This window comes from Micromonospora inositola, assembly GCF_900090285.1.
Classification (GTDB): domain Bacteria; phylum Actinomycetota; class Actinomycetes; order Mycobacteriales; family Micromonosporaceae; genus Micromonospora; species Micromonospora inositola.
In genome coordinates, this window is record NZ_LT607754.1 from 6,455,703 (window position 1) to 6,476,166 (window position 20,464).

Annotated in this window: 19 protein-coding genes and 1 pseudogene; 8 read left to right on the forward strand and 12 right to left on the reverse strand. The window is 66.9% G+C overall.

Features of this window, described 5'->3' with window-relative positions; translation table 11 throughout:
- Positions 1–99: 99 nt before the first annotated feature.
- Positions 100–1,068, forward strand: coding sequence for a hypothetical protein (locus GA0070613_RS32530; RefSeq protein ID WP_157746593.1), 969 nt, complete (start codon positions 100–102; stop codon positions 1,066–1,068).
- On the opposite strand, the gene GA0070613_RS30645 is transcribed toward GA0070613_RS32530, so the two are convergent.
- The 4 genes from GA0070613_RS30645 to GA0070613_RS30655 all read right to left on the reverse strand — a co-directional run bounded on the left by GA0070613_RS30645 (position 1,043) and on the right by GA0070613_RS30655 (position 4,500).
- On the reverse strand, positions 1,043–1,771 hold the full coding sequence (locus GA0070613_RS30645; protein WP_231929585.1) for an integrase core domain-containing protein: 729 nt from the start codon (positions 1,769–1,771) through the stop codon (positions 1,043–1,045). The two genes, GA0070613_RS32530 and GA0070613_RS30645, sit on opposite strands and share 26 nt — an antisense overlap.
- An 8-nt stretch (positions 1,772–1,779) precedes the next feature.
- The gene (locus GA0070613_RS33890; protein WP_231929586.1) at positions 1,780–2,109 is read right to left on the reverse strand and encodes a hypothetical protein; all 330 of its coding nucleotides are present in this window, start codon (positions 2,107–2,109) and stop codon (positions 1,780–1,782) included.
- Between the two features lie 169 nt (positions 2,110–2,278).
- The gene (gene nhaA, locus GA0070613_RS30650) at positions 2,279–4,171 is read right to left on the reverse strand and encodes a Na+/H+ antiporter NhaA (protein WP_231929587.1); all 1,893 of its coding nucleotides are present in this window, start codon (positions 4,169–4,171) and stop codon (positions 2,279–2,281) included.
- Positions 4,172–4,251: 80 nt separating this feature from the next.
- A complete protein-coding gene (locus GA0070613_RS30655; RefSeq protein ID WP_089015464.1) occupies positions 4,252–4,500 on the reverse strand; it encodes an MFS transporter in 249 nt (82 codons plus the stop codon).
- A 26-nt stretch (positions 4,501–4,526) separates the two neighbouring features.
- Here GA0070613_RS30655 and GA0070613_RS30660 point away from each other — a divergent pair, with 26 nt between their 5' ends.
- Positions 4,527–5,012: an SPL family radical SAM protein gene (locus GA0070613_RS30660; RefSeq protein WP_089015465.1), complete on the forward strand. Its 486-nt coding sequence runs from the start codon at positions 4,527–4,529 to the stop codon at positions 5,010–5,012.
- A 384-nt stretch (positions 5,013–5,396) separates the two neighbouring features.
- On the opposite strand, the gene GA0070613_RS33895 is transcribed toward GA0070613_RS30660, so the two are convergent.
- Positions 5,397–5,606, reverse strand: a complete 210-nt coding sequence (locus tag GA0070613_RS33895) for an OsmC family protein (protein WP_231929588.1) — start codon at positions 5,604–5,606, stop codon at positions 5,397–5,399.
- A gap of 398 nt (positions 5,607–6,004) precedes the next feature.
- Between GA0070613_RS33895 and GA0070613_RS34575 the strand changes: the two genes are divergently transcribed.
- The gene (locus GA0070613_RS34575) at positions 6,005–6,394 is read left to right on the forward strand and encodes an Ada metal-binding domain-containing protein (protein WP_089015466.1); all 390 of its coding nucleotides are present in this window, start codon (positions 6,005–6,007) and stop codon (positions 6,392–6,394) included.
- Here the strand turns inward: GA0070613_RS34575 and GA0070613_RS30675 are convergent.
- From GA0070613_RS30675 to GA0070613_RS34630, 3 genes and pseudogenes are all read right to left on the reverse strand, one after another.
- Positions 6,351–7,007 carry a TetR/AcrR family transcriptional regulator gene (locus GA0070613_RS30675; RefSeq protein ID WP_089015467.1) on the reverse strand — a complete coding sequence of 219 codons (657 nt, stop codon included), beginning with the start codon at positions 7,005–7,007 and terminating at the stop codon, positions 6,351–6,353. The genes GA0070613_RS34575 and GA0070613_RS30675 overlap by 44 nt on opposite strands.
- 446 nt (positions 7,008–7,453) lie before the next feature.
- Positions 7,454–8,635, reverse strand: a complete 1,182-nt coding sequence (locus GA0070613_RS30680; RefSeq protein WP_089015468.1) for a low temperature requirement protein A — start codon at positions 8,633–8,635, stop codon at positions 7,454–7,456.
- 205 nt (positions 8,636–8,840) lie between these two features.
- Positions 8,841–9,149: pseudogene (locus tag GA0070613_RS34630) on the reverse strand (IS701 family transposase); the annotation flags it as partial.
- 360 nt (positions 9,150–9,509) lie between these two features.
- Between GA0070613_RS34630 and GA0070613_RS30690 the strand changes: the two are divergent.
- On the forward strand, positions 9,510–10,427 hold the full coding sequence (locus GA0070613_RS30690; RefSeq protein ID WP_089015469.1) for an NADP-dependent oxidoreductase: 918 nt from the start codon (positions 9,510–9,512) through the stop codon (positions 10,425–10,427).
- A gap of 20 nt (positions 10,428–10,447) precedes the next feature.
- On the opposite strand, the gene GA0070613_RS30695 is transcribed toward GA0070613_RS30690, so the two are convergent.
- Positions 10,448–11,323: an IS5 family transposase gene (locus GA0070613_RS30695; RefSeq protein WP_197699148.1), complete on the reverse strand. Its 876-nt coding sequence runs from the start codon at positions 11,321–11,323 to the stop codon at positions 10,448–10,450.
- 89 nt (positions 11,324–11,412) lie between these two features.
- Between GA0070613_RS30695 and GA0070613_RS30700 the strand changes: the two genes are divergently transcribed.
- Positions 11,413–12,212 (forward strand): IS5 family transposase gene (locus GA0070613_RS30700; RefSeq protein WP_172876011.1). Its coding sequence is split into 2 segments (ribosomal slippage): positions 11,413–11,758 and positions 11,758–12,212, totalling 801 coding nucleotides; the frame shifts between segments, so codons are not numbered across the junction.
- Between the two features lie 150 nt (positions 12,213–12,362).
- Here GA0070613_RS30700 and GA0070613_RS30705 read toward each other — a convergent pair.
- Positions 12,363–13,150, reverse strand: a protein-coding gene (locus GA0070613_RS30705) for an IS5 family transposase (protein ID WP_197699092.1) whose coding sequence is annotated in 2 segments (ribosomal slippage) — positions 12,363–12,817 and positions 12,817–13,150 — 789 coding nt in all. Because the reading frame shifts where the segments join, the coding sequence is not laid out codon by codon here.
- A 773-nt stretch (positions 13,151–13,923) separates the two neighbouring features.
- On the reverse strand, positions 13,924–14,295 hold the full coding sequence (locus tag GA0070613_RS32535; RefSeq protein ID WP_157746594.1) for a hypothetical protein: 372 nt from the start codon (positions 14,293–14,295) through the stop codon (positions 13,924–13,926).
- Positions 14,296–14,612: 317 nt separating this feature from the next.
- Here GA0070613_RS32535 and GA0070613_RS30715 point away from each other — a divergent pair, with 317 nt between their 5' ends.
- Positions 14,613–15,854 carry an IS701 family transposase gene (locus tag GA0070613_RS30715; RefSeq protein WP_157746638.1) on the forward strand — a complete coding sequence of 414 codons (1,242 nt, stop codon included), beginning with the start codon at positions 14,613–14,615 and terminating at the stop codon, positions 15,852–15,854.
- Positions 15,855–15,902: 48 nt separating this feature from the next.
- Entirely contained in the window at positions 15,903–17,558 is a 1,656-nt protein-coding gene (locus tag GA0070613_RS30720; RefSeq protein WP_157746595.1) for an XRE family transcriptional regulator, read from the forward strand.
- A gap of 466 nt (positions 17,559–18,024) precedes the next feature.
- Here the strand turns inward: GA0070613_RS30720 and GA0070613_RS32540 are convergent, their stop codons facing one another.
- Positions 18,025–18,435 carry a hypothetical protein gene (locus GA0070613_RS32540; protein WP_157746596.1) on the reverse strand — a complete coding sequence of 137 codons (411 nt, stop codon included), beginning with the start codon at positions 18,433–18,435 and terminating at the stop codon, positions 18,025–18,027.
- 403 nt (positions 18,436–18,838) lie between these two features.
- Here GA0070613_RS32540 and GA0070613_RS30725 point away from each other — a divergent pair, with 403 nt between their 5' ends.
- Positions 18,839–20,038 carry a low temperature requirement protein A gene (locus GA0070613_RS30725; RefSeq protein ID WP_157746597.1) on the forward strand — a complete coding sequence of 400 codons (1,200 nt, stop codon included), beginning with the start codon at positions 18,839–18,841 and terminating at the stop codon, positions 20,036–20,038.
- Positions 20,039–20,464 lie beyond the last annotated feature (426 nt).

Here is a 20,464-nt window from a genome sequence, read left to right on the forward strand (position 1 = left end):
GCCGATCTTGGGACTTCGCCCAACATCAGTGGCCCCTTCGGGGCAGCTTCGCCTGGCGGGTAGGTGCGGTGCCGGCCAGGCGGTCCGTACGGTGTGAGAGTGATCGATGAGTTCAGTGCGCGGTACGCGGACCTGGTAACGGGTTCCTACGACTGTGTGGACCGGATCGTGCTCAACGCCTACTACCCGCTGGGACACGGTCCGGGTGGGATTCGTACGTGGTGGCGGCGGCTGCACGGGTCTGATGACCAGCTCGATGACACTCATCTGATGCGGATGGCCGGCCGGTTGGCGCGGCGGGTCAAAGCGTGGGGCGCGGCCCACGGGGTGCCGGTCATCTTCTGTAAGGCCGGCGAGCGTAAGCACCGCATCGCCGAGCAGTACCTGGCCACCCATGAGCTCACCGGGCCGGGGGTGTTCCTGGTCTTGGTCGCCAAGGCCCCGGCCACGGTGTGGAAGGTGAAACGGTCAGCGAGCGGGGTGATCACGAATCTGGAGAAGAAGAGCGAGTACGTCAACCACTACTCCTTCCACATCATGGATCCCGACTGGGGCCATGTGACGATCAAGATGTCGGGGCATCCGCCGTTCGGCGCGCAGGTCATCCTCAACGGCCACGAGTACGTGGCCTGCCAGGCGCGCCGGGCGGGGATAGCCTCCGGCAAGGACGGCAACTGCTTCACCATGGTTGCCGACCCGGCGGGCCTGGCCCGGGTCGCAGATGCCTTGTCGCAGGATGCGGCTGTAGGGGCCTGGGCCAGGTCTGCGACCGGTGGATCTACACCGCGTGCCTGTGCTTCGCTCTTGACGCCGACGAACAACGCCGATCCGGCTTCAGCTACGCCTACTCGATCTACCAGGTGGAGTACAGCCGTAATCTGCTGTTCCGCTCCGGCGCGCGGATGCAGCACCTGTTCGACCGGGTGGTCGACCGCACCCGCTCCCGCCTGGACGTGCCCGCGGTACGCACCATCTTCGGCGCCAAGAACCGCCCCCACCGTGTGGGGTTCCAAAACGCTGTCACCGGTGGTGAGCTGGACTTCTATGCTGCTCGTTCGTACTCGTTGATGAGCCCTGCGAGGACGGGTCGGCGCTTGATCCGCTCGTGTGTCAGGTCGACGGCGGGTCGGTCGGATCGTGGGGGCTGCAGCGCCAGGGCTCGATGTGGCCGTCGCCCGTTGTAGTGGCGGGCGTATTCGCCGAGTGTTTGGCGTAGGTGTCGTTCGCCGAAGATGAGTATGCGGTCGGTGACCTCGCTGCGGGCGGTGAGGACGAACCTTTCGGCGTAGGCGTTGGCTCGTGGGCTACGTGGTGGGATCTTGCATACGGTGATGCCGGCGTCGGCCAGCACGGCGTCGAAGGCGGCGGCGAACTGCCCGGCCCGATCGCGGATGAGGAATCTGAACTGCGCGGCCCGTTCGCCGAGGTCGATGAGCAGATTGCGGGCTTGCTGCGCTGTCCACGGCCCGTCCGGATTGGCGGTGACGCCGAGAATGTGGACGTATCGGCTGCCGACCTCGAGCACGAAGAACACGTACAGGCGCTTGAGGGTGAGCGCGCAGTCCACGTGAAAGAAATCGCAGGCGAGCAGGGTCGACGCCTGGGCAGACAGGAACCGCCGCCAGGTGGTGTGGTCACGTCGCAGCGGCACTGGTGGTACCCCGCAGCGTCGGAGGATCCGCCGGATGGTGGACGCGCCGACGCGGTAGCCAAGGCCGAGCAGCTCACCCTGGATGCGCTGGTAGCCCCAGCCGGGATTATCCCGGGCCATCTGCTCAATCAGAGCGGCGATGGCCGGGTCGATCGATGGGCGCCCCGGCCGGTTTGGGTAGGTCCAGTGCCGGGCGACCAGCCGGCGATGCAGGCAAGGACCGTGGCGGGAGTGACGAGCCGGTGCATCTTCAGAGCGCGGGGGAGGAGCCTGATCAGGGCGCTGAGCGTAGCCCGGTCGGCCCAGTCCAACCGCGGCCTCGGGTTGGCCCGGCGTAGCACTGCGTTCTCGTGGCGGAGGACCAGGATCTCCACGTCCTTGGCCGCACTGGTCTCGGTGAGCAGGGTCAGCCACTCGACGATGCGGCAGAACACGAGGTAGAGCATGCGTAGGTACACGAGCAACGATCCTGCCCGACAGCAGTGCAGGCCATTGCGCCTGATCAACCACGGTAAGCGGGTTTTGGCACCCGACAGGCTTCGCCGTCATCCGCTTCGCGTCAAGGCAAGAGTTCGCGCGGCAGGATCTGCCGGCCGACCGGCGTGCTGTCGAGTCAACGGAACGCGCTTATTTACGGGTCGCTTGTGCCTCGCGGCCGAGGCGGGCCCGGGCTCGGGCGATACGAATGGCGGCGGTCAAGGTCGTGATGTCGTAGGCACCGTAGTGGCGGCGGCCGTTGATGAAGAACGTCGGGGTGCCGGACACTCCGCTGTTGTCGGCCGAGTCGATGTCGCTTTCGATGCGGCCGGAGTGGGCCTGGCTTATCAGATCGTCGTGGAAGCGTTTCTGATCCAGACCGAGGTCGCCGGCGTATTTGATTAGATCACTGAGATTCAGCTTGTCCTGGTGGTCGAGCAGCAGGTCGTGCATCTGCCAGAACTTGCCCTGAGCGGCCGCTGCTTCGGCGGCCTCGGCTGCTAGCCGGGCTTGCGGGTGCACGTCTGACAGAGGCAGGTGACGCCACACGAAACGCAGGTCGGCGTGGCCCAGCAACTGCCGGACGACTGGCTCGGCCTTCCCGCAGTACGGGCACTGGAAGTCGCCGTACTGCACCAGCGTTACCGACGCACCGGCTGGGCCGCGGACGTGGTCCTGCTTCTCGTCGACGTCTGGGATGAGGTCGATCAGCTCCGTCATGTCGCCGAAGAGCGCCCGGGTGCGCTTGTCCTTGGGCAGCATGTTGGTGACGCGGAACGCGGTCCAGGTCAGCGCTGAGGATACGATCGCGGCGCTGAGCACCCCGACTTTGGCCTCGGCCAGTTGGTCGCCGGTGAAGGCCAGGCTGGCGATCAGCAGCGACACCGTGAAGCTGACACCGGCGATCGTGCCGCTGCCGAGCACGCCCGCCCAGCCCACGGCCGGACGGATGCGGCCGTGTGAGATCCAGGTGAGCCCGACCGAGGTGCCGATCACGGCGAGCGGCTTGCCGACGACATACCCGAGCAGCACGCCCCAGGTGACAGGCGACGCGAACGCCTGGGCCAGGAACGGACCGTCGATGCTGATGCCAGCGTTGGCCAGGCCGAACAGCGGCACGATGACGTAGCTGGACCAAGGGTGGTAGATGCGCTGAAGGCGGTCGTTGGGCGATAGCGTATTCGCGAGGCCGATCGAAGCCGTACGCGCGAGCTTGGGCGTCGGCTGTTCACGAAACGACAGGAACAGCCCGCTGACCTGCTCGAGCTCAGCGCGGCCGGGAGAGTACGCGAACGCGGTCAACCCGATGGCCAGTCCGGCCACCACCGGGTCGACTCCGCTGACCAGGAGCGCGCCCCACATCACGATGGCGACCGGCACGTACGCCGAGCCACGTCGGACGCCGGCTGCGCGGATGGCCAGCATGACCGCGAACGCCGCTACGGCCACCACGATGGGCATCATCTTGATGTCGTCGCTGTAGACCAGGGCGATGACGATGAGTGCGATCAAGTCGTCGACCACGAACACGGTGAGCAGGAAGATCCGGACCCGGTCGGGCACGCCCCGGCCGAGCAGTGCCAGCAGGCCCAACGCGAGGGCGGTGTCGGTCGACATAGCCACGCCCCAGCCATGCGCGCCCGGCCCGCCGTGGTTGATCACCAGGAAGATCAGCACCGGGATCAGCATGCCGATCACGCCGGCCACGCTGGGCAGCACGAAACGTCGCCGGTCGCGTAGGTCGCCGAGGTCGAACTCGCGCCGCGCCTCAAGGCCGACGACCAGGAAGAACAACGTCATCAAGCCGCTGTTGATCCAGGTGTGCAGGTCGCGGGAGAGCTCGAGGTGCCCGAGGCGCAGGGACAGTTGGGTGCGCCAGACGGCTTCGTAGGAGCCGAGGTCGATGTTGGCCCAGAGCAGTGCGGCGACGATGGCGGCCACGAGCACGCCGGCGCTGCCGGACTCAGTTCGCAGAAAGGCTCGCAGCGGTGCCGCTAGATTCCGCTTCCAGATCGTTCGGCCGCTCATCTTGGTTTCGGTCACACGTCACCTTCCGACGCGCTGGCCGGGCCAGCATGGATAGCTAGCTCACGTGCCGCAATGCGGGCACGCGACCCCTCGGTTCAGTACTGATCGCGCGGCCCCAGCTGTGGCCGGCTGCGGAGAGAGCGACGAGGCCCGCCGATGCCCTGCAGGATGCGGGCGACTATCAGTGAGCTCATGGTCGGGACGACCGCGCACATGATCGACGCGATGGTGAACCCGGCGATACCCACGAGGAAGATTCGCCTGCGGCCGTAGCGGTCGCCGAGCGCGCCGGCCAGCAGGATCAGCGCGGCCAGGCCGCGACCTGGATCAGCTCGCTGTCGCAGCTCAGCGCGTCAACGTCGAGCTCGGCATGTCCATCGCCTTCCTCGACGAGGCACTGCAACGCTCGCTCGAACCCGGCGCACCGTCCACCGCGGCCCGGCCGATCACACTGCGAGCCATGCGCGACGCCGGCCTCACCCCCACCGTGTTCGTCGCGCCGATCCTGCCCGAACTGACAGACAGCACCGAGCAGATCGACGAGTTGATCGCCACCCTGGCCGACGCAGGGGCAGGCAACATTCTCCCGACACCGCTGTACCTGATGCGCAGCGTCAAAGACCTGTTCTTCGCCTGGCTGCGCCGCCAGCATCCCGAACTGCTCTCCACGTACGCCGAATTCTACGCGCACGGCTCGCGCACGCCCCGTCATTACCGCGACCTCGTCCGGGCACGGGTGAACCAGGCATTGCAGCGCCACGGGCTGCCGATCCCCGACGACACGACCTCCGACAACTTCGCCCTGCTCGGCAGACGCTCCACCGTCACCGAGCCGACCGCACCGACTCTGTTCTGAGCTGCCGGCACGAGTCACCGGCCATCCGCCAGGACCAGGACCTGCGCCGCAGGCAAGGCGTCGCATCGCGTTCAAGCTGTCGCGGTCGACGGAAACACTGTCGCCGCCTGGGGCGGAACGACAAGCGCTTGCTGCTCGGCCGTGATCGCCGAGCAGCAAGCGGCCTGATTTCAGCGCGGCCCGACGAACTCGGTCCTCACGCTCCATGCGAACTGAATCAGCAGGGTCACCGGGGACTTCTCGGCAATGTCATGCATCACCTTCAAGTCGTCGGGGTCAGGTTCTTCGCTCAGCGTGATCGTGCGCTGCAGGTAACGCTCTGCGCCTTCCTGCTCGGGTTCGTGGTAGTCGATCTCGACGGTGATGTCACCGGCGGTGTCGTACTTATAGTCGACGTACTGCCGCAGCGTCTGAGCACGACGCGAGCGCCATCAACAGGTACTCCGTCGGCGTCGGGCCTTCGCCGAGTGCGCCGTTGTGCGGTTCATCGGCGACGAACGTGAAGCCGCGGGTGGTCATGTCCGTGCGCCGGCGCTCACTGGCCGAAAGGACAGCTCGGGCGGATGCGACGACACGATCCCGATCGGTTTCCATCAGCCGCGCCTTCCTGTAGATCCTGGTAGTGACGGTCCAGATACGCGGATCCAGCAGCAGCCGAGCCGCAGTCTGAGCGGGGGCTGTGGCCGGGCGTATCACCCCGTGACCGAGTACCTCCGGAGGCTAGCCTTCGCGGACTGGATAGTCCAGTTGATCGCTCGTTGCCAGAACCGCTCGGCCCTCGTGAGCCATCACCTCCGGGTGTTTTGAGCTGCACACTGAGAGGCGGCTAGGACCAAGGCACCCCCCAGCTGAACTCGCTCAGCGCCAACCCAGAGATGGACTCATCAGTCCGGTAAGGCCAGGATATGCCGTCGTTGACGCATCAGGGCGGCGATCGTCGTCGCCTCCCGCGACTCGGGCGGACTCAAATCCGGACAACATGAGGAACATCGATGCTCAGTGATCCGCAGTCGCAGTACGAGGCGATCCAACGACGCGAGGAACGACTCGATGGCAGCTTTCTCACCGCGGTGAAGACGACCGGCACCTACTGTCGGCCATCGTGTCGCGCCAAGACCCCTCGCACGGAAAACGTCGACTTTCACCCGACAGCGGCCAGCGCCCAGCTCGCTGGATACCGAGCCTGCAAGCGTTCCTCCCCCGACGCAGCGCCCCCGGCCCGGCCGGCGCCTGGCCAGTCGACGCTCGTCGGGCGTGCTGGAGCGCTCATCGAAGACGGCGTGGTCAACCCTGCTCGCACACGCCGTGACCAGCCTGATCACGATGAAAAGGGCTCAATTAACGGGTCGGCTCGCCGGACGGCTCCAAGAGGAACGATTTGATGTGTTCCAGCGCCATGTCCAGAGCAACTTCCATGGGTGCGACGTTGTGCGCGGCGTTCGCCAGCAAGTAGCCGCCTTGCAAGGCTGCCATCAACCCCGTGGCCAACTTCTCCGGGTCGGCGTCCTGACGCAGTGCACCGCTGTCCCGCATCCGGTGCAGACCATCACTGATCAGCTTTCCCCATGCCGCAAACGTCTCCGACAGCATCGATCGAGCCTGCTCATCTTGATCGGACAGCTCGACAGCCATCGACCCGAGGCCGCACCCGTATCTGCCGTTGTTCAGCGAGTTGGCCTGGACCAGCGCGTTACGCCACCGGACCAGCCCTGAGAACGATCTCAGTCGTTCGAGCCCTCCGCGCTCGCGCTGAAGCACAAGCGCGCCTCGATATTTGACCAACGCGCGCACGAGCTCCTGCTTGTCGGCGAAGTGGTGGTAAAGCTGAGACTTGCTCGTCTGGCTTGCCTCGCGAACGTCGTCAAGGGTCGTCGCGTTCACTCCGCGCACGAACATCAGCCGGTTCGCCGCCTCGAGGATCCGCTCTCGGGTCGCGATGCCCCGTTGACTGATCCTCCGCTGCTTCGTCGGCGCAACCACCTGGTCGTCGGTCATCGGTCAAGTGTATCCAGCGGCGCGCCAGATAGTCCATGGAGAATGGGACCTTGGAGTCCATCCGGCGTTATGTCGCATTCGCGTGATGGTGAGGGACGAACGCATGCGCCGCCCGCTTGATTGAACGGGTGGTATGTCCGCGAGATCATCGATAGGGCGAGTTTTCCTGGACTATTTGGCCCTCGCCGCGCGCAAGCTGCTGCTCAGGAGTTGCTCGGCGATGCGTCGTGAGCGGCGCGCCGGAGGTCAGCGTGTGTCAACGCTCGTGTGACGTGCGTCTGCACGTCACACGCATCACCCGCAGCTGATCCGCGGCGGCGGGTGCGGCCCGTCAAGGGCCGCCTTGAGGAACGTACTGAAAGTCCTCACAGTTCGCCGGCATGCACGGTGTCGGGTCTCAGGACCTGCGTGACAGAACAGTCTCAAGACATGGGTGACACGTCCGGCTAGCCGGGTGGTGACGGCGGCTCGGGCGGGCGTCTGCGGGCGCGGGCTGCGTCGGATATGGCGATCCCGGTCAGGACGAGGGCAGCAGCGGCGGCGACCACGACTGGCGGCAGGGGGAGCATCGCCGGTGTCAGGGCGGCCAGGGCAAGGACGCCGATCAGTCGGGACCGGGACACGCGGCCGAATACCGCGTGCTCGAAGCGGGCGCGCCCGGCCAGGTACAGCGCGGGTCCGCCGAGGATGACGGCGATCCAGGCCGGTGGGGTGTGCCCGAGTGGATGGGCGATGACAAGTTCGGCGCCGACGGCTGCAGCGACCACGCCGGCCACCATGGTCAGGTGGGCGTATGACGTCGATCGGGCGAGGCGGATCGGGTCGGCGGACACGGCAATCGCTTCCGCCAGGACTTGCCCAGAGCGGTAGATGTAGATCCGCCACAGCAGCACGGTGGTCGCGATCGACACTGCGAACGCTGCGGTTTCATCAGGCGCGAAGCCGCTGCTGCTCAGCGCCAGTCCGGTAACCAGGATCAGCTCGCCGAGCGCGATGATGAAGAGCTGCCGGTGGCGCTCGGCAATGTGCTCGCCCGAGATCACAAGGTCTTGGCCGGGCGTACGGCCCGCCCCCGGGGTGGGGAAGCCGATTCTGCCTGCCGTGTGGTCAAGGACCACCGCGAGTGCCCACAACGCGCCACGCGCCGTACCGTGCACGAGCGCCCCCGCGATCCACGGCAGCGCCGACAGGCCGTACCAGAACAGCCCGCGCACGCCGATGCGCTGCAGCTCGTGGCCACGCAGAAAGGCCACGAGGACGAGCCCGCGGCCGAGCTGGATGGCGACGTAGGCGCCCGCGAAGATCAGGCCCGTGTCGCCGAATGCCTCGGGCACCGCGGCCGCCATCACCAGGGTGCCGACCATGGTCGCGATGACCAGTGCCTGGATTGCCGGTTGTTGCGGGTCCGTCCGGTCGGTTAGCCACGCGGTGCTGGACCAGACCCACCACATGGCCCCCAACAGCACCAGCGTCCGGAAGGCACCGCTCCACCCGAGATCCTCGGCCAGGCCGCGCGAGAGCTGAGCGAGCGCGAGGACAAACACCAGGTCGAAGAAGAGTTCCAGGAACGTAGCCCGCTGTGGATCCCCGGCTTTCCGCAGCAGCTCGGCCGCTCTGCTCGTCGTCATCGGCTCGCCCGTTCTGCCAGCTCTGCTCCAGGTTTGGGAGTATTCTGACATGTGACAGCGGCGGTGACCGCGGACGTGCTGCCGTGGACTGGATCGAGCGACCCGCGTTACACGGACGGGCGACGGTCGAGGCGGTGAGTTCCTTCCATCCGTCGCCCCTGGATCGGATTAGTACTCCAACGTCACTTGATCTTTCGGCTGGCTTGGTGACCGTGTTGCGGCGGATGAGCAGCCATCGGTGCTCATCGGGGTGGGTGGCGGTGGTGACCCAGGCCCACAGGTAGTCACGGGGTCCTTTCGCTCCCGGCCTCAACTGTGTAGTTGCCACTCGCGGGGGGAATCCGGTCGGCGAGGTCGTCAACGCGGATGAGGGTGCGGCCGCGTTGACGTGCATTCGTCGGTCGCAGCCGACCGCCAGGACATAGCCGATCCCGCGGCGTTCCAGGTCAGCGCGCAGGCCGGGGTCGGCGACGTAGACCTCGTCGCCGGTCACCCAACCGACGGGGACACCGGCGTGCGGGCTCTACCTTTTATGGACCATTGAGTCCGTAAAAGATGTCCGGAAGTGGCCGGCTGGGTGCCGTCGTTAGGGTAGGTGGCCTGGGGTAGGTCGCCGCCACTGTAGTGCCGGCTTGACCTCAAGAGTGGACTTGACAGACCAGTTCCAGCGCGACTAGCTTCGGGGCGTCCGACTGGGAAGACGATCATCCGCGTTCGTCCGTGAGCGACACGCGCCCATCGATGCACGTGGCGGGCCGGCGCTGTCCAGATCGGCCGGCTGCGTCCTGTGGCCCCTGGCATTAGATGTCGAAACGGGCTTTCCATCCCTGCAACATTTCCACCAAAGAGACAAATGACCGAGGAGACAATTCCCATGAAAGCGATCGTGGTGACGGACAAGGCTGCGGGAACGGCCGGGATGAGGCTGGTGGAGCGGCCTGAGCCGGAACCGGCGCTGAACGACGTCGTCGTTCAGGTTCATGCGTCGGGATTCGTCCCGACTGAGATGGCGTGGCCCTCGACCTGGACCGATCGCCTCGGCCGTGACCGGACGCCGTCGATCCCTGGGCACGAGCTGGCCGGAGTGGTCACCGCTTTCGGCTATGGCACGACGGGACTGTCCGTGGGACAGCGGGTGTTCGGCCTCACGGACTGGAATCGCGACGGCACCCTGGCGGAGTATGTGGCCGTCGAGGTACGCAACCTCGCGCCGCTGCCCGGCGACGTCGACTTCACGGTGGGCGCGAGCCTGCCGATCTCGGGTTTGACCGCATGGCAGGGACTGTTCGAGCACGGCCGCCTTCAGGCGGGGCAGAGCGTCCTCGTGCACGGCGCGGCCGGCGCAGTCGGTTCGATGGTGACGCAGCTCGCGCGTGAGTTCGGCGCCTACGTCATCGGCACCGGACGCGCTGCCGACCGTCAGAAGGCGCTCGACTTCGGCGCGCAGGAGTTCGTCGACCTCGAGAACGACGTCCTCGAAGACGTCGGCGGAGTCGATCTGGTTTTCGATGTCATCGGCGGCGACATCGGGAAGCGGTCCGCAGGCCTGATTCGAGCCGGGGGAACGCTGGTGTCCGTCGTCGGGCCGCCCGAGGCGCGGCCCGCGGACGGCCTGGCGGTCGACTTCGTCGTCGTGTCCGATCGCGCCGAACTGGGTGAGATCGTCCAGCGGATCAGGGATGGCCGGCTGCGGACGAACATCGGCAACGTCGCGACCCTCGACGACGCCGTCGCCGCCTTCAATCCGACCGAGCGGATCACCGGGAAGACGATCATCCGCGTTCGCTCCTAAGAGCCTGGTAAATAAGGGTTTCAGGTGGGTTGATGGCGAGCGAGGCGGCGGGTCATGACGATGATCATGGCCCATTGGACCATCGCGGCGTGGTGGTCGGGTAGCCGTTCGTAGCCGCGGACAGTGCGTCGGCACCGGTTGATCCAGGAGAACGTGCGCTCGACCGCCCACCTGCGGTGCAGGAGGACGAACGTGGTCTGCCCGGCGAGTTTCGCGACGATGCGTACGGTCAGGGCGAGGTGGGCGGTGGCCCAGTCGACGAGCCGGCCGGCGTAGCCGCTGTCGGCCCAGGTCAGCCGGATGGCGGGGAAGCAGGTGCGCAGCGCCCACAGCAGCGGGCGGGCGCCGTCGCGGTCCTGCACGCCGGCGGCGGTGACCAGGACAGCGAGGAGCAGGCCGCAGGTGTCCACGGCGATGTGACGTTTGCGGCCGTTGACCTTCTTCCCCGCGTCATAGCCACGCCCGCCCCGGCCGACGGTCTCCGCGCCCCGTACCGACTGGGAGTCGACCAGTGCGGCAGTCGGCTGCCGGTTGCGGCCCTCGACCTGTTCGCGGACCTGTTCCCGCAGACTGTTGTGCATCCGGTTCAACGTTCCGTCGCGGGTCCAGGCCGTGAAGTAGTGGTAGACCAGCTTGTAGTGGGGGAAATCGGCGGGCAGCGCATCCCACTGGCAGCCGGTCCGGTCGAGGTAACGGATCGCGTCCACCACGTCCCGGCGGGGGTAGATGATCGGCCGGCCGCGTCCGGTCCCGGCCGGCACGTGCGGGGCCAGGACGGCCCATTCGGCATCCGTGGTGTCGGACGGGTAGTGCCGTGGCCGGGCGGTCGGCAGGTGATCGGCGAGGCTGGCCGGGGCGGTAGATGCGGCGACACCGGCGACAAGGTATACAGACAGGGTTGGGCCTTCGGTCGTGCTGGTTTAGGGCGCGTCTCATTTGGATGGTCGTTGGCCTGGGGGCATGATTTGCTCCCGTGGACGAGGCCATGATCCGCACCTGGGCGCCGGATGATCTCTGGGAGATAGCGGCGCCGTTGATCCCGCCCGCGCCGGTTCGTCGGCAGGGTGGTGGTCGCCGGCGGGTGGATGACCGGGCGGTGCTGGCCGCGATCGTGTACGTGACCCAGGCGGGTTGTTCCTGGTGGAAGCTGCCTGAGGCGTCGTTCGGTGTCACCAGGGCCACCGCGCACCGCAGGTTCACCGAGTGGACCGCGGCCGGGTTCTGGCTCCGGCTGCACGAGGCGACCCTGGACCGGCTCGGCGCCGACCGGCGGATCGACTGGTCGAGGGCGGTGGTCGACTCGATCAGTGTGCGGGCGGAAAAAGGGGCGATCTGACTGGCCCAAACCCGGTCGACCGCGGCAAACCAGGCAGCAAACTCCACGTCATCTGCGACCGGAAGGGGCTGCCCCTGGCCGTGCTGGTCACCGCCGCGAACGTCCACGACAGCCAACTGCTGCTGCCCATGCTCGACAGCGTCCCGGCGATCCGCACACCCAACGGGCGCCGCCGGTGGCGGCCAGACAAGTTGCACGCCGACAAGGCGTACGACGCCCGCGAGCTGCGCCGCGAGGTCCGGCGACGGGGGATCAAGGTACGCATCGCCCGTAAGGGCATCGAGTCCTCCACGCGTCTGGGCCGGCACCGCTGGGTCGTTGAAGCCTGCATGTCCTGGCTGATGCGCTACCGGCGCCTCGTTCGCCGCTATGACCGCAAGGGCGATCACTTCGAAGCCTTTGCCACCATCGCCAGCACCCTGATCTGCTACCGCCGCCTCACCAAATGAGACGCGTCCTTAGTCGCCTTTGCTCGTACCGGAGGCCCTTCCTCATGTCACGCCACCACGCCGGCCCCACCGCCGTAGTCGATCTTCGTTACGCCCAGCGATGGCCTGAAACCCTTATTTGCCAGGCTCTTAGAACTCCTAACAGAATGATCATCTGAAGAGTCTGCGGTAGCAGATGATCGCGCAGGCCAGACTCATGAACGCTTCGTGGATGTCGTCGCGGATTTCCCACCGCACGCGCAGCCGGCGGAACCAGTGCAGCAGTGCGATGGTTTGTTCGACGACCCACCGGTGCACGCCCAGGCCGGAGCCGTGTTCGGTGCCGCGGCGGGCGATGTGTGGGGTGATCCCCTTGGCCCGGACGGCGCGGCGGTGGGTGTCGTAGTCGTAGCCGCGGTCGGCGTAGAGCCGGTCGGGTCGGCGGCGGGGCCGTCCGCGTCTGCCGCGCACGGGTGGGATGGCCTCGATGAGAGTGTGTAGTTGGGTGACGTCGTGCCGGTTGCCGCCGGTGAGGCTGACGGCCAGCGGGATGCCCGCGCCTTCGGTGATCACATGGTGTTTCGAGCCGGTCCTGGCGCGGTCGACCGGGCTCGGACCGGTTTTGGGCCACCCTTGAGCGCCCGTACGTGGGATGCGTCGATCACCGCCTTGGACCAGTCGAGCTTGCCGGCGGCGTGCAACTCGGCGAGCAGGACCTCGTGCAGACGCTGCCACACGCCGGCGGCGTGCCACTCGGCCAGGCGCCGCCAGCACGTCATGCCTGAGCCGAACCCGAGTTCCTGAGGCAGAAACTCCCACGGGATCGCCGTGTAGAGCACGAACAGGATCCCGCACAGCACCTGCCGATCCGGGATCCGCCTACGGCCGGGATAACGCTGTCGTCGCTCGATCTGGGGCAGCAACGGCTCGACGCGCTGCCACAGCCCGTCCGACACGATCCACGGCGGCTGCTCACCTCGCCTCACGACCGAGCACTGTAGTTGATCGTCTATGAGGGACAGAAGACCCCTAGATCATTCTGATAGGAGTTCTAAGAGGCACAGGCCGAACGATGACTGACGGCGTGCCGCCTCGGCTGCCGCGACTGGCAACTCCCGCCTGTGGCTGGCCTCATGCGCCTCGGTTGCTGTCGCCGTTGCTGTCGTCAGCTTCTCCCGCCGCGCACCCGGCACGCCGCTAACATGCGGACGTGTGCCGGTACTCCGAGATCACTTACAAGGTCCACTACGTGTGCGTGTCGTGCCGTCGTAGTCACAAGTACGCCTGGGACGGTGCGGAGCACCCATGTACGTCGTGTCGACAGCCGATGGTCTTTGCTGGGCACGACTTCGCGGCGCCCCGTCGCCGGAACGACTCTGGGTGGGCCGCGGTTGCGGCAGTTCTCGGGGCGGGATTGCGCTACGAGGGTTTCGAGGTGTGCGGGTGTTCGCGGGAGCCGAAGTTCCGGCCACGAACGCGCGCGCAAGTCCGGATGCGGAGGCGGGTCGCCAGCCGCCTTGGGCTGTCGGAGGCTGAGGCACTGGCTGCTCGGGATCCCTACGACTTTGGTTGAGGGGCATGTTCCGGATCCTGTCGCGCCGGTCGGGCCGACAGTGCGGCTTCTGAACCGGGTCCGTGCGCGCCCGTTTGTCGCAGGCGTCCTGATGTGCTGATGTCGTGAAACATAAGGGGCCTGGTCGACGCGATCGGCATCGACCAGGCCAGGGCACCATCAGAGCCAGATGGTCTGCTTCGTGTAGCTAGGCGTGAAGTCTCGATAGACGTTGATCCACTGGCTTGCTGTTCCCTTGGCGCAGAAGGCGCGTCCGTCGAAGGTATTCGAGACCTTGAGCTCCACCTTCGGGTAGATGATGTTGTCGCCAGCGTCTCCGCCACTCCACATCTGGCGATAGGTCCAAGTTGTCCAAACCGCCCCCGTGATCTGCGTAATTGTGCCCCCATTTGGGCAGTTCCAGTTGCCGATCACGACGTAAACCCACCCGTCCGGTGCTGCCTGGGCCGGACTGGCAGCGAGAACACTGCCGGCCAAGGCTCCCAGGCCGATGAGCGCCGTACCGATTCGACGCTTCGCATTGACTCCCATGCTTCCTCCTCTTTCAGGCCATTGATGCCGACGTAGTCGTCCTTCCTCCCTAGGTGCGCCCAGTCCATCGGGCCTAAGTTGTATGGACGCTTTCGTCACCGTCGATGATCGGATGAGCTGGCGGATGCGGACGACTGATTGCACGTCTAGTACTCCAGCCGGAGATGTTGATCTGAGTCGGGGCGAGGTTCCCCCGGGGCTGGAGTGGGTGCAGCCACCGTCGAGCATGGACGGTTGTGTGGACTGACCATGACGCGGCGGTGGCTGCGGCTTACAGGGTAGACGCCCAGCGGTGGCGTGTGTTGTTCGACGACCTGATGTTGACCGTGGGATCGCGTTTCCGCAGGCCGGAGCCGCGTCGGCGGGTGCGGGACTTCGTGCGGGGCTTGTTGGCGCCGCTGCCGCGGAAGAACTGTTGGACAATCGCCGAGCACGCCGGGGACGCCTCGCCGGACGGGATGCAGGACCTGCTCGCCCGGGCGAAGTGGGACGACGAGCAGGTCCGCGCGGACGTGCGGGGGTTCGTCGCGGAGCACCTGGGTGACCCCGACGCGGTTCTGGTCGTAGACGAGACAGGAGATCTGAAGAAGGGCCATCACACCGTCGGGGTGCAGCGCCAGTACTCGGGCACCGCCGGGAAGATCGAGAACTGTCAGCTGGCGGTGCATCTGGTCTACGCCACCGAGGCCGGGCACGCCCTGATCGACGCGGCGCTCTACCTACCCAAGGTGTGGTGTGAGAACCCGTCACGCAGGAGCGAGGCAGGTGTCCCCGACGAGATCAGGTTCGCCACCAAGCCGCAGCTGGCGGCACGGATGATCGACGAGGCTGTCGCCGCCGGCCTGCCGTGTCGATGGGTGGCCGGCGATGAGGCCTACGGCGGTGACCCGCGGCTGGCCGCCGCGCTACGCGGTCACCGCCTCGGCTACGTCCTCGCGGTGGCCTGCTCCCATCAGGTGATCACCGGCATCGGCAGCCGGCGGGTCGACCACCTCGCCGCCGGCCTGACCCGTACCGCCTGGCAGCGCGTCTCGGCCGGTGCCGGCGCCAAGGGGCACCGCTACTACGACTGGGCCTGGATGCCGTTGCCCGCGCACGCCGACGCACACGCCGGCCACCACTGGCTGCTGATCCGCCGCCACCGCCGCACCGGTGAGCTGGCCTTCTACCGCTGCTGGTCACCCGAGCCCGCGCCACTGGGCGCGCTGGTGTCCGTGGCCGGCCGCCGCTGGAAGATTGAAGAGTCGTTCCAGACCGCGAAGACCGCCCTCGGCCTGGACCAACACCAGAACCGGCGCTGGACCTCCTGGCACCGATGGACCACCCTGGCGATCCTCGCCCACGCCTTCCTTGCCACCGCCACCGCTCGCCGAACCCAACCGAGCCCGTCCGGGCTGATCCCACTGACCGTCAACGAACTCCATCGCCTGTTCAACGCCCTGGTCATCGAACCCAGCCGACGCCACGCTGACCAGCTCAAGTGGTCGATCTGGCGACGGCGCCACCAAGCCCGAGCCAAAGCCAGCCACTACGCCCGACAAGCCCTCACCGAACCGTGATCACGATCTCCGGCTGGAGTACTAGCCCCTGAGTGCAATAAATGGCCAATGGATGCCCAGAGCGGTTCCGGGGGTCGTCGTGGTCGGCCGTACCGCCCGCCGAGGCCGACGCCGGCACGCGCCGGATGGTCGGAGCAGCAGCACCGGGTCGGCTGGCTGCTCCGGGTCAACCGCCTTTACAGCGGCGACGAGCGTTGGCAGCGCGAGTCGGAATTCGCCGCCGACTTCCATGGCGGCTGCTGGCCTGAGCGGACGAGCGTCTACCGGATCTCCCGCTGGGAAACAGCTGCTGTCCGTGTGCCCTACCTGGCGGTTCGGCGGTACGAGGAACTCCTGCAGTTGCCGGCGCATCGGCTCGTCGTGCTGATCGACACCGTTTACCGCTACTCCGCCGCGGTCTCCGGCGCCGCGCCCCTGCTACAGAGGCAGCCGTTCCGGGATGTTCCGGAAAGTGTCGACCGGATGGAAGAGCTGGTGGAGGCCGTGCAGTCCGACGACGTGGTGACCGGGGTGCAATGGGACGAGCTGACGGCCCTGCTCGGCGGGGCCGGCCAGGTGATTCTGCCCCGATCCACGTGGGCCCATTTGGCGGAGCGACTCCTGGCCGAGATGATCGTGGCCGACGGCGTGGCCTGGGCCCAGCGCTACGAGGCGCTCAACCGCCTGCTCGCCCATCCGCTCGGACAGCAACCCGCGGTCGCGGCCTGCGCCAGCCTCGCGGCCGACCGCACCAACCAAGTGTTCGTCGAGACGGTCAGCGCACTAGACAGCAGCCCCCACCCCGATGCTGCCGCACACGTAATGGCACAGCTCGTCCATCCCACCAACGACCGCTCCCAGTACGGCGCTCTCCTCGCCTGCGTCCGTAAGCTGCGCTACGGGCACTTCACCGAGTCCCAGGTACGACGACTGGTACCAATCGTCAACAACTTCGCCGCCGACCCCGTTCACTACGAGGACACCCGCCGGCTCGCAACCGAGCTGCTCCGTCGGATCCCGGCGGATCTGCCAACCGACGCTCGCCTGCGGCTGCGCCACGCAGCCTACCCGGCCCGCGGGCCATACCACCCACCGCTTGGGACCGACTCGCAGTGGGCCTTGGCAGAGCGGATCGCCAACACCTCGGTGGCCGGCATGGCCAGGGAGGCTCCCCGCTTTCCGGACACGCTGCTACCGACCTTGGTCCGGGAGATGTTGTTCAGTCCTGTCTTCGACGTACGGCTGTACGCGGCGATCCTCCTGTTCGGCACGCCGTACCGTTCACCGCTGGCGACCGCCCTGGCAGTTGAGCTCCAAAGCCAGGTCGGGACCGGCGGCACCAACCTAGCCCGCACCCTGCTCGAAGCACTCCGGATCCTGGGAAGCGGCGAGCAGCGCCCCCTAGTCGAGAGATTGACCATCGCGGCCGGTCTGCCGTCCGTTGTCACCCTCGCGGCGGCCTCAACGATCGGACACATCGGCGGTAGCAGCCCCGACCGCTACTGGACGACTGCGATCGAACACCATCTCCGAGTCTGGCGGAGTACCGGGAGCAGGACGAGCGCCTCTGCGTTGGACGGACTGATCTACGGCCTCGGCATCACACGCAACATCCCCCTGCTCCGACTCGTCCACGCGCACCCTGGTATCCCCTCTCCCGCCCGAGTCGCCGCAGGCTGGTGGCTCAACCTGCCGAGGTGGGTGTACGAGGGCGCAAATCGTTAGCGCCCCAACGGCGGGCGCATCGGGCTGACCGTCTCGTGAGGACAGCAGCTGTCTGGCCCGCGCTGCGTCCCGTGCCTGCGAGGGGCCAGAAAGGGGTCGCCAACTCCTGTCGATCCGGGCCTGAGATGTACTGCTGGTGCGCCGCCGGGGACTCGAACCCTGAATCCCCCCGGCCGGCGGTGGATCAGCTCAGATCGGGCCGATCGACGTCCTGACCTGGGCGAGGTCTCTCGTTGCCTTACAGCGGTTGCCAGCCCTTGTCGGCGTCAGTTGTGCCCGGCCTGTGCCCGATGATCACGCCAGTCCATCGCTAGCCCCCAGGTTGCGGCCCGGGCATTACGAGTCGGTTCCCGACTGCTGGTTGCCTTGGTGCTCGACAGACGGTTGTTGCTGATCACGCCCCCGGCCGTCTGCCAGTGGTCGTTGGTTGCCTGCTTGGTCGGCTGCTCGTTGGCCGGCTACGGTCTCAATGCCGCCGACGCTTGCTATCAGGGAGCCCGCTAGGGATTTCCCGACGACTACTGTCCGACCCAACCGGATACTCGCGTCCGACGTTCCTTTGAGGACTGGCCCGCCAGGTGCCTGACGGCGGTGTTGGGACAGCAGTTGGAGGCTGGAGGCGCTTCCGCTCTTCTTCCTTTGCATACTCCAGGAGCTTCGGCACGGCTTCCTCATCGCTCTTGGCACCCGTGAGGGCTCGTGCAGCCTTGATGACGGCGGCGTGCAACGCGACGAGTCTGTCGGCCTGGTGCGGAAGCTCCAAGCTCTCCTTCTGAGAGTCAGGCGACCGGTCAAACGAAACGACTACCTTGCCGTGCTCGTCGACGAGCACGAAGACGCTCGCATGCGGCCACCGCGGCTTCTTTGCCTCGGTCATGCGCCGACCCTAGACCGAACCCATCGCTGTTGGTAGACGCCGTCGACGAACCGCTGGAACCCGGGCAGACGGCACACGGTTTAGGAAAGGTGTAGCGCCCGCTGGGCGGACTATCACTCCACCAGGGCATCCGCCCGCCAGGCCGCCAGCACGGCGCTTGATCATTCCGCGCATGTTCCGGATCTTGACAAGCCACCTATCCACCGGAACGCGCATAGCACGTCGGTCAGCTGGCCGTTGCCTGGTTGGGAGAGCACGACGCTGGGCGCCTCAGCAGCCCTCGCCGGCGGTCAGGCCCTTCAGCCATCGGGTGGTGCGTCTTATCCGTGGGCGGCGCGGCGACGTGGTACGACTGCTTCAGTGACAAGCCGACGAAGCGGGCGGGCCGGTGACGACGAACAGAGTGGCCAACCTGCTGCGCAAGGGTGAGAGTCCGCAGCGGCCGATCTTCTTGGAACTGTTCTTCGATCTGGTGTACGTCTTCGCGCTCACCCGGGTCGTGAACGAGTTGGTGCTGGACTACACCAGGGGCCGCGTCGCCGAGACGTTGACCACTTCCCTTTCGGAAAACGGCGAGACTCTGCTGCTGTTCCTGGCCATCTGGTGGATCTGGACCCAGACGGCGTGGATGACCAGCAGATTCGACCCGTTTCAGCCGGCGATCCAGTTCGTTGTCCTCGCGACGATGTTCGGGAGCCTGTTACTGGCGGTCGCGATATCCGGGGCTCTCAGTGAGACCGGCCTGCTCTTCGCGAGCACGTACGCCGCGATCCAGGTGGGCCGCACCCTCTTCTTCGTACTCACCATGCGGGGCCACGATCTGCGCCGCGTCAACATGCTGGCGCTCGTCTGGTTCGGCGCGTCAGCCGTACCGTGGCTCGCCGGAGCTTTCGCACCAGAGCTGACGCGCAATTTGCTGTGGCTGCTGGCCTTGGCGATCGACTACCTGGGCGGCACACTCGGCTGGCCGGTACCGCGGCTGGGGCGCTCGCAGGTGTCCCCGTGGGCCGTCGCGGGCGAGTACCTGGCCGAACGCTACTGGCTGCTCATCATCGTCGCGCTTGGTGAGACGATCCTGACCGCCGGAACGGCTTTTCTACACGGTCCGATCGTGGCTGAACGAACATTGGCCCTTGTACTGTTGTTCGTCACCACGGTGTTGCTGTGGCGGATCTACTTCTACCGAGCCGGCCAGATCTTGGGCGAGGCCATCGCGGCATCCGCCGATCCTGGCCGGCTCGGTCGGTCGGCCGAGCTCTCCCACCTGCTCATGGCGCTCGGCATCGTCGCCACCTCAGCCGGTTCCGAACTCGTCCTCATAGATCCATCCGGACACGCCAAACCGGCCTGGGTCGCCGCCATGCTCGGCGGGCCCGCGCTCTACCTCGCCGGGCGCTCAGTATTCGAGCACGTGGCCTTCGCCCGCGTGTCCCGGCCACGGCCGATCGGGATCCTCGTCCTCGCGGCCATAGCGCCGGTGATGGTCGGCCTGCCGCCACTCGGGGTCGCCGCAGCAGCTGCCGCCGTCCTGCTCGGCGTCGCCGTCTCGGACGCGATCCGAGCCCACGGAGGCCCACTGGAGCAGGCCTCGCCGCCCCGCTGACGCGTGCCCGTTGCCCCACCTCTGCTGCACTAACGGCCGCGACAGGATCCGTCCGGTTGACCGGCGGTGCTGTTCCGTCGGCCGCTGCTGCGAGCGCTATCCGAGTACCCGTTAGATCCAGCTCGTGCACGCGGTGCTCCGGAACGCCCTGCAAGATGCCATGCGAGAAGAGCCGGTGTCGCGCAACGTCGCCAAGCTGGTTTCGCGTCCCCTCGCCTCAGGCGTCACTCGCTGGCAAGCAGAGTAGACGCCACGTGCGACACGCCCTCCCGCCTATCGGAACTCGGCAACCGCCTCGTCGGCATCCTCTACGGCTGCCTCAAAACAGGCACCACCTACGACGAGGCCACCGCCTGCGACAGGGCTGAGCACCCAGCGGCTGGACGAGCTTGATCGGGCAAGCCTTGCTCACTCGGACGCCGCCGC

Coding starts and splice junctions, on each gene's coding strand:
- GA0070613_RS30645 (WP_231929585.1), bottom strand. CDS start 1,771: ATGGCCCGGGATAATCCCGGCTGGGGCTACCAGCGCATCCAGGGTGAG.
- GA0070613_RS30660 (WP_089015465.1), top strand. CDS start 4,527: ATGTCCATCGCCTTCCTCGACGAGGCACTGCAACGCTCGCTCGAACCC.
- GA0070613_RS33895 (WP_231929588.1), bottom strand. CDS start 5,606: ATGGAAACCGATCGGGATCGTGTCGTCGCATCCGCCCGAGCTGTCCTT.
- GA0070613_RS34575 (WP_089015466.1), top strand. CDS start 6,005: ATGCTCAGTGATCCGCAGTCGCAGTACGAGGCGATCCAACGACGCGAG.
- GA0070613_RS30675 (WP_089015467.1), bottom strand. CDS start 7,007: ATGACCGACGACCAGGTGGTTGCGCCGACGAAGCAGCGGAGGATCAGT.
- GA0070613_RS30680 (WP_089015468.1), bottom strand. CDS start 8,635: ATGACGACGAGCAGAGCGGCCGAGCTGCTGCGGAAAGCCGGGGATCCA.
- GA0070613_RS30690 (WP_089015469.1), top strand. CDS start 9,510: ATGAAAGCGATCGTGGTGACGGACAAGGCTGCGGGAACGGCCGGGATG.
- GA0070613_RS32535 (WP_157746594.1), bottom strand. CDS start 14,295: ATGGGAGTCAATGCGAAGCGTCGAATCGGTACGGCGCTCATCGGCCTG.
- GA0070613_RS30715 (WP_157746638.1), top strand. CDS start 14,613: ATGTTGACCGTGGGATCGCGTTTCCGCAGGCCGGAGCCGCGTCGGCGG.
- GA0070613_RS30720 (WP_157746595.1), top strand. CDS start 15,903: ATGGATGCCCAGAGCGGTTCCGGGGGTCGTCGTGGTCGGCCGTACCGC.
- GA0070613_RS32540 (WP_157746596.1), bottom strand. CDS start 18,435: ATGACCGAGGCAAAGAAGCCGCGGTGGCCGCATGCGAGCGTCTTCGTG.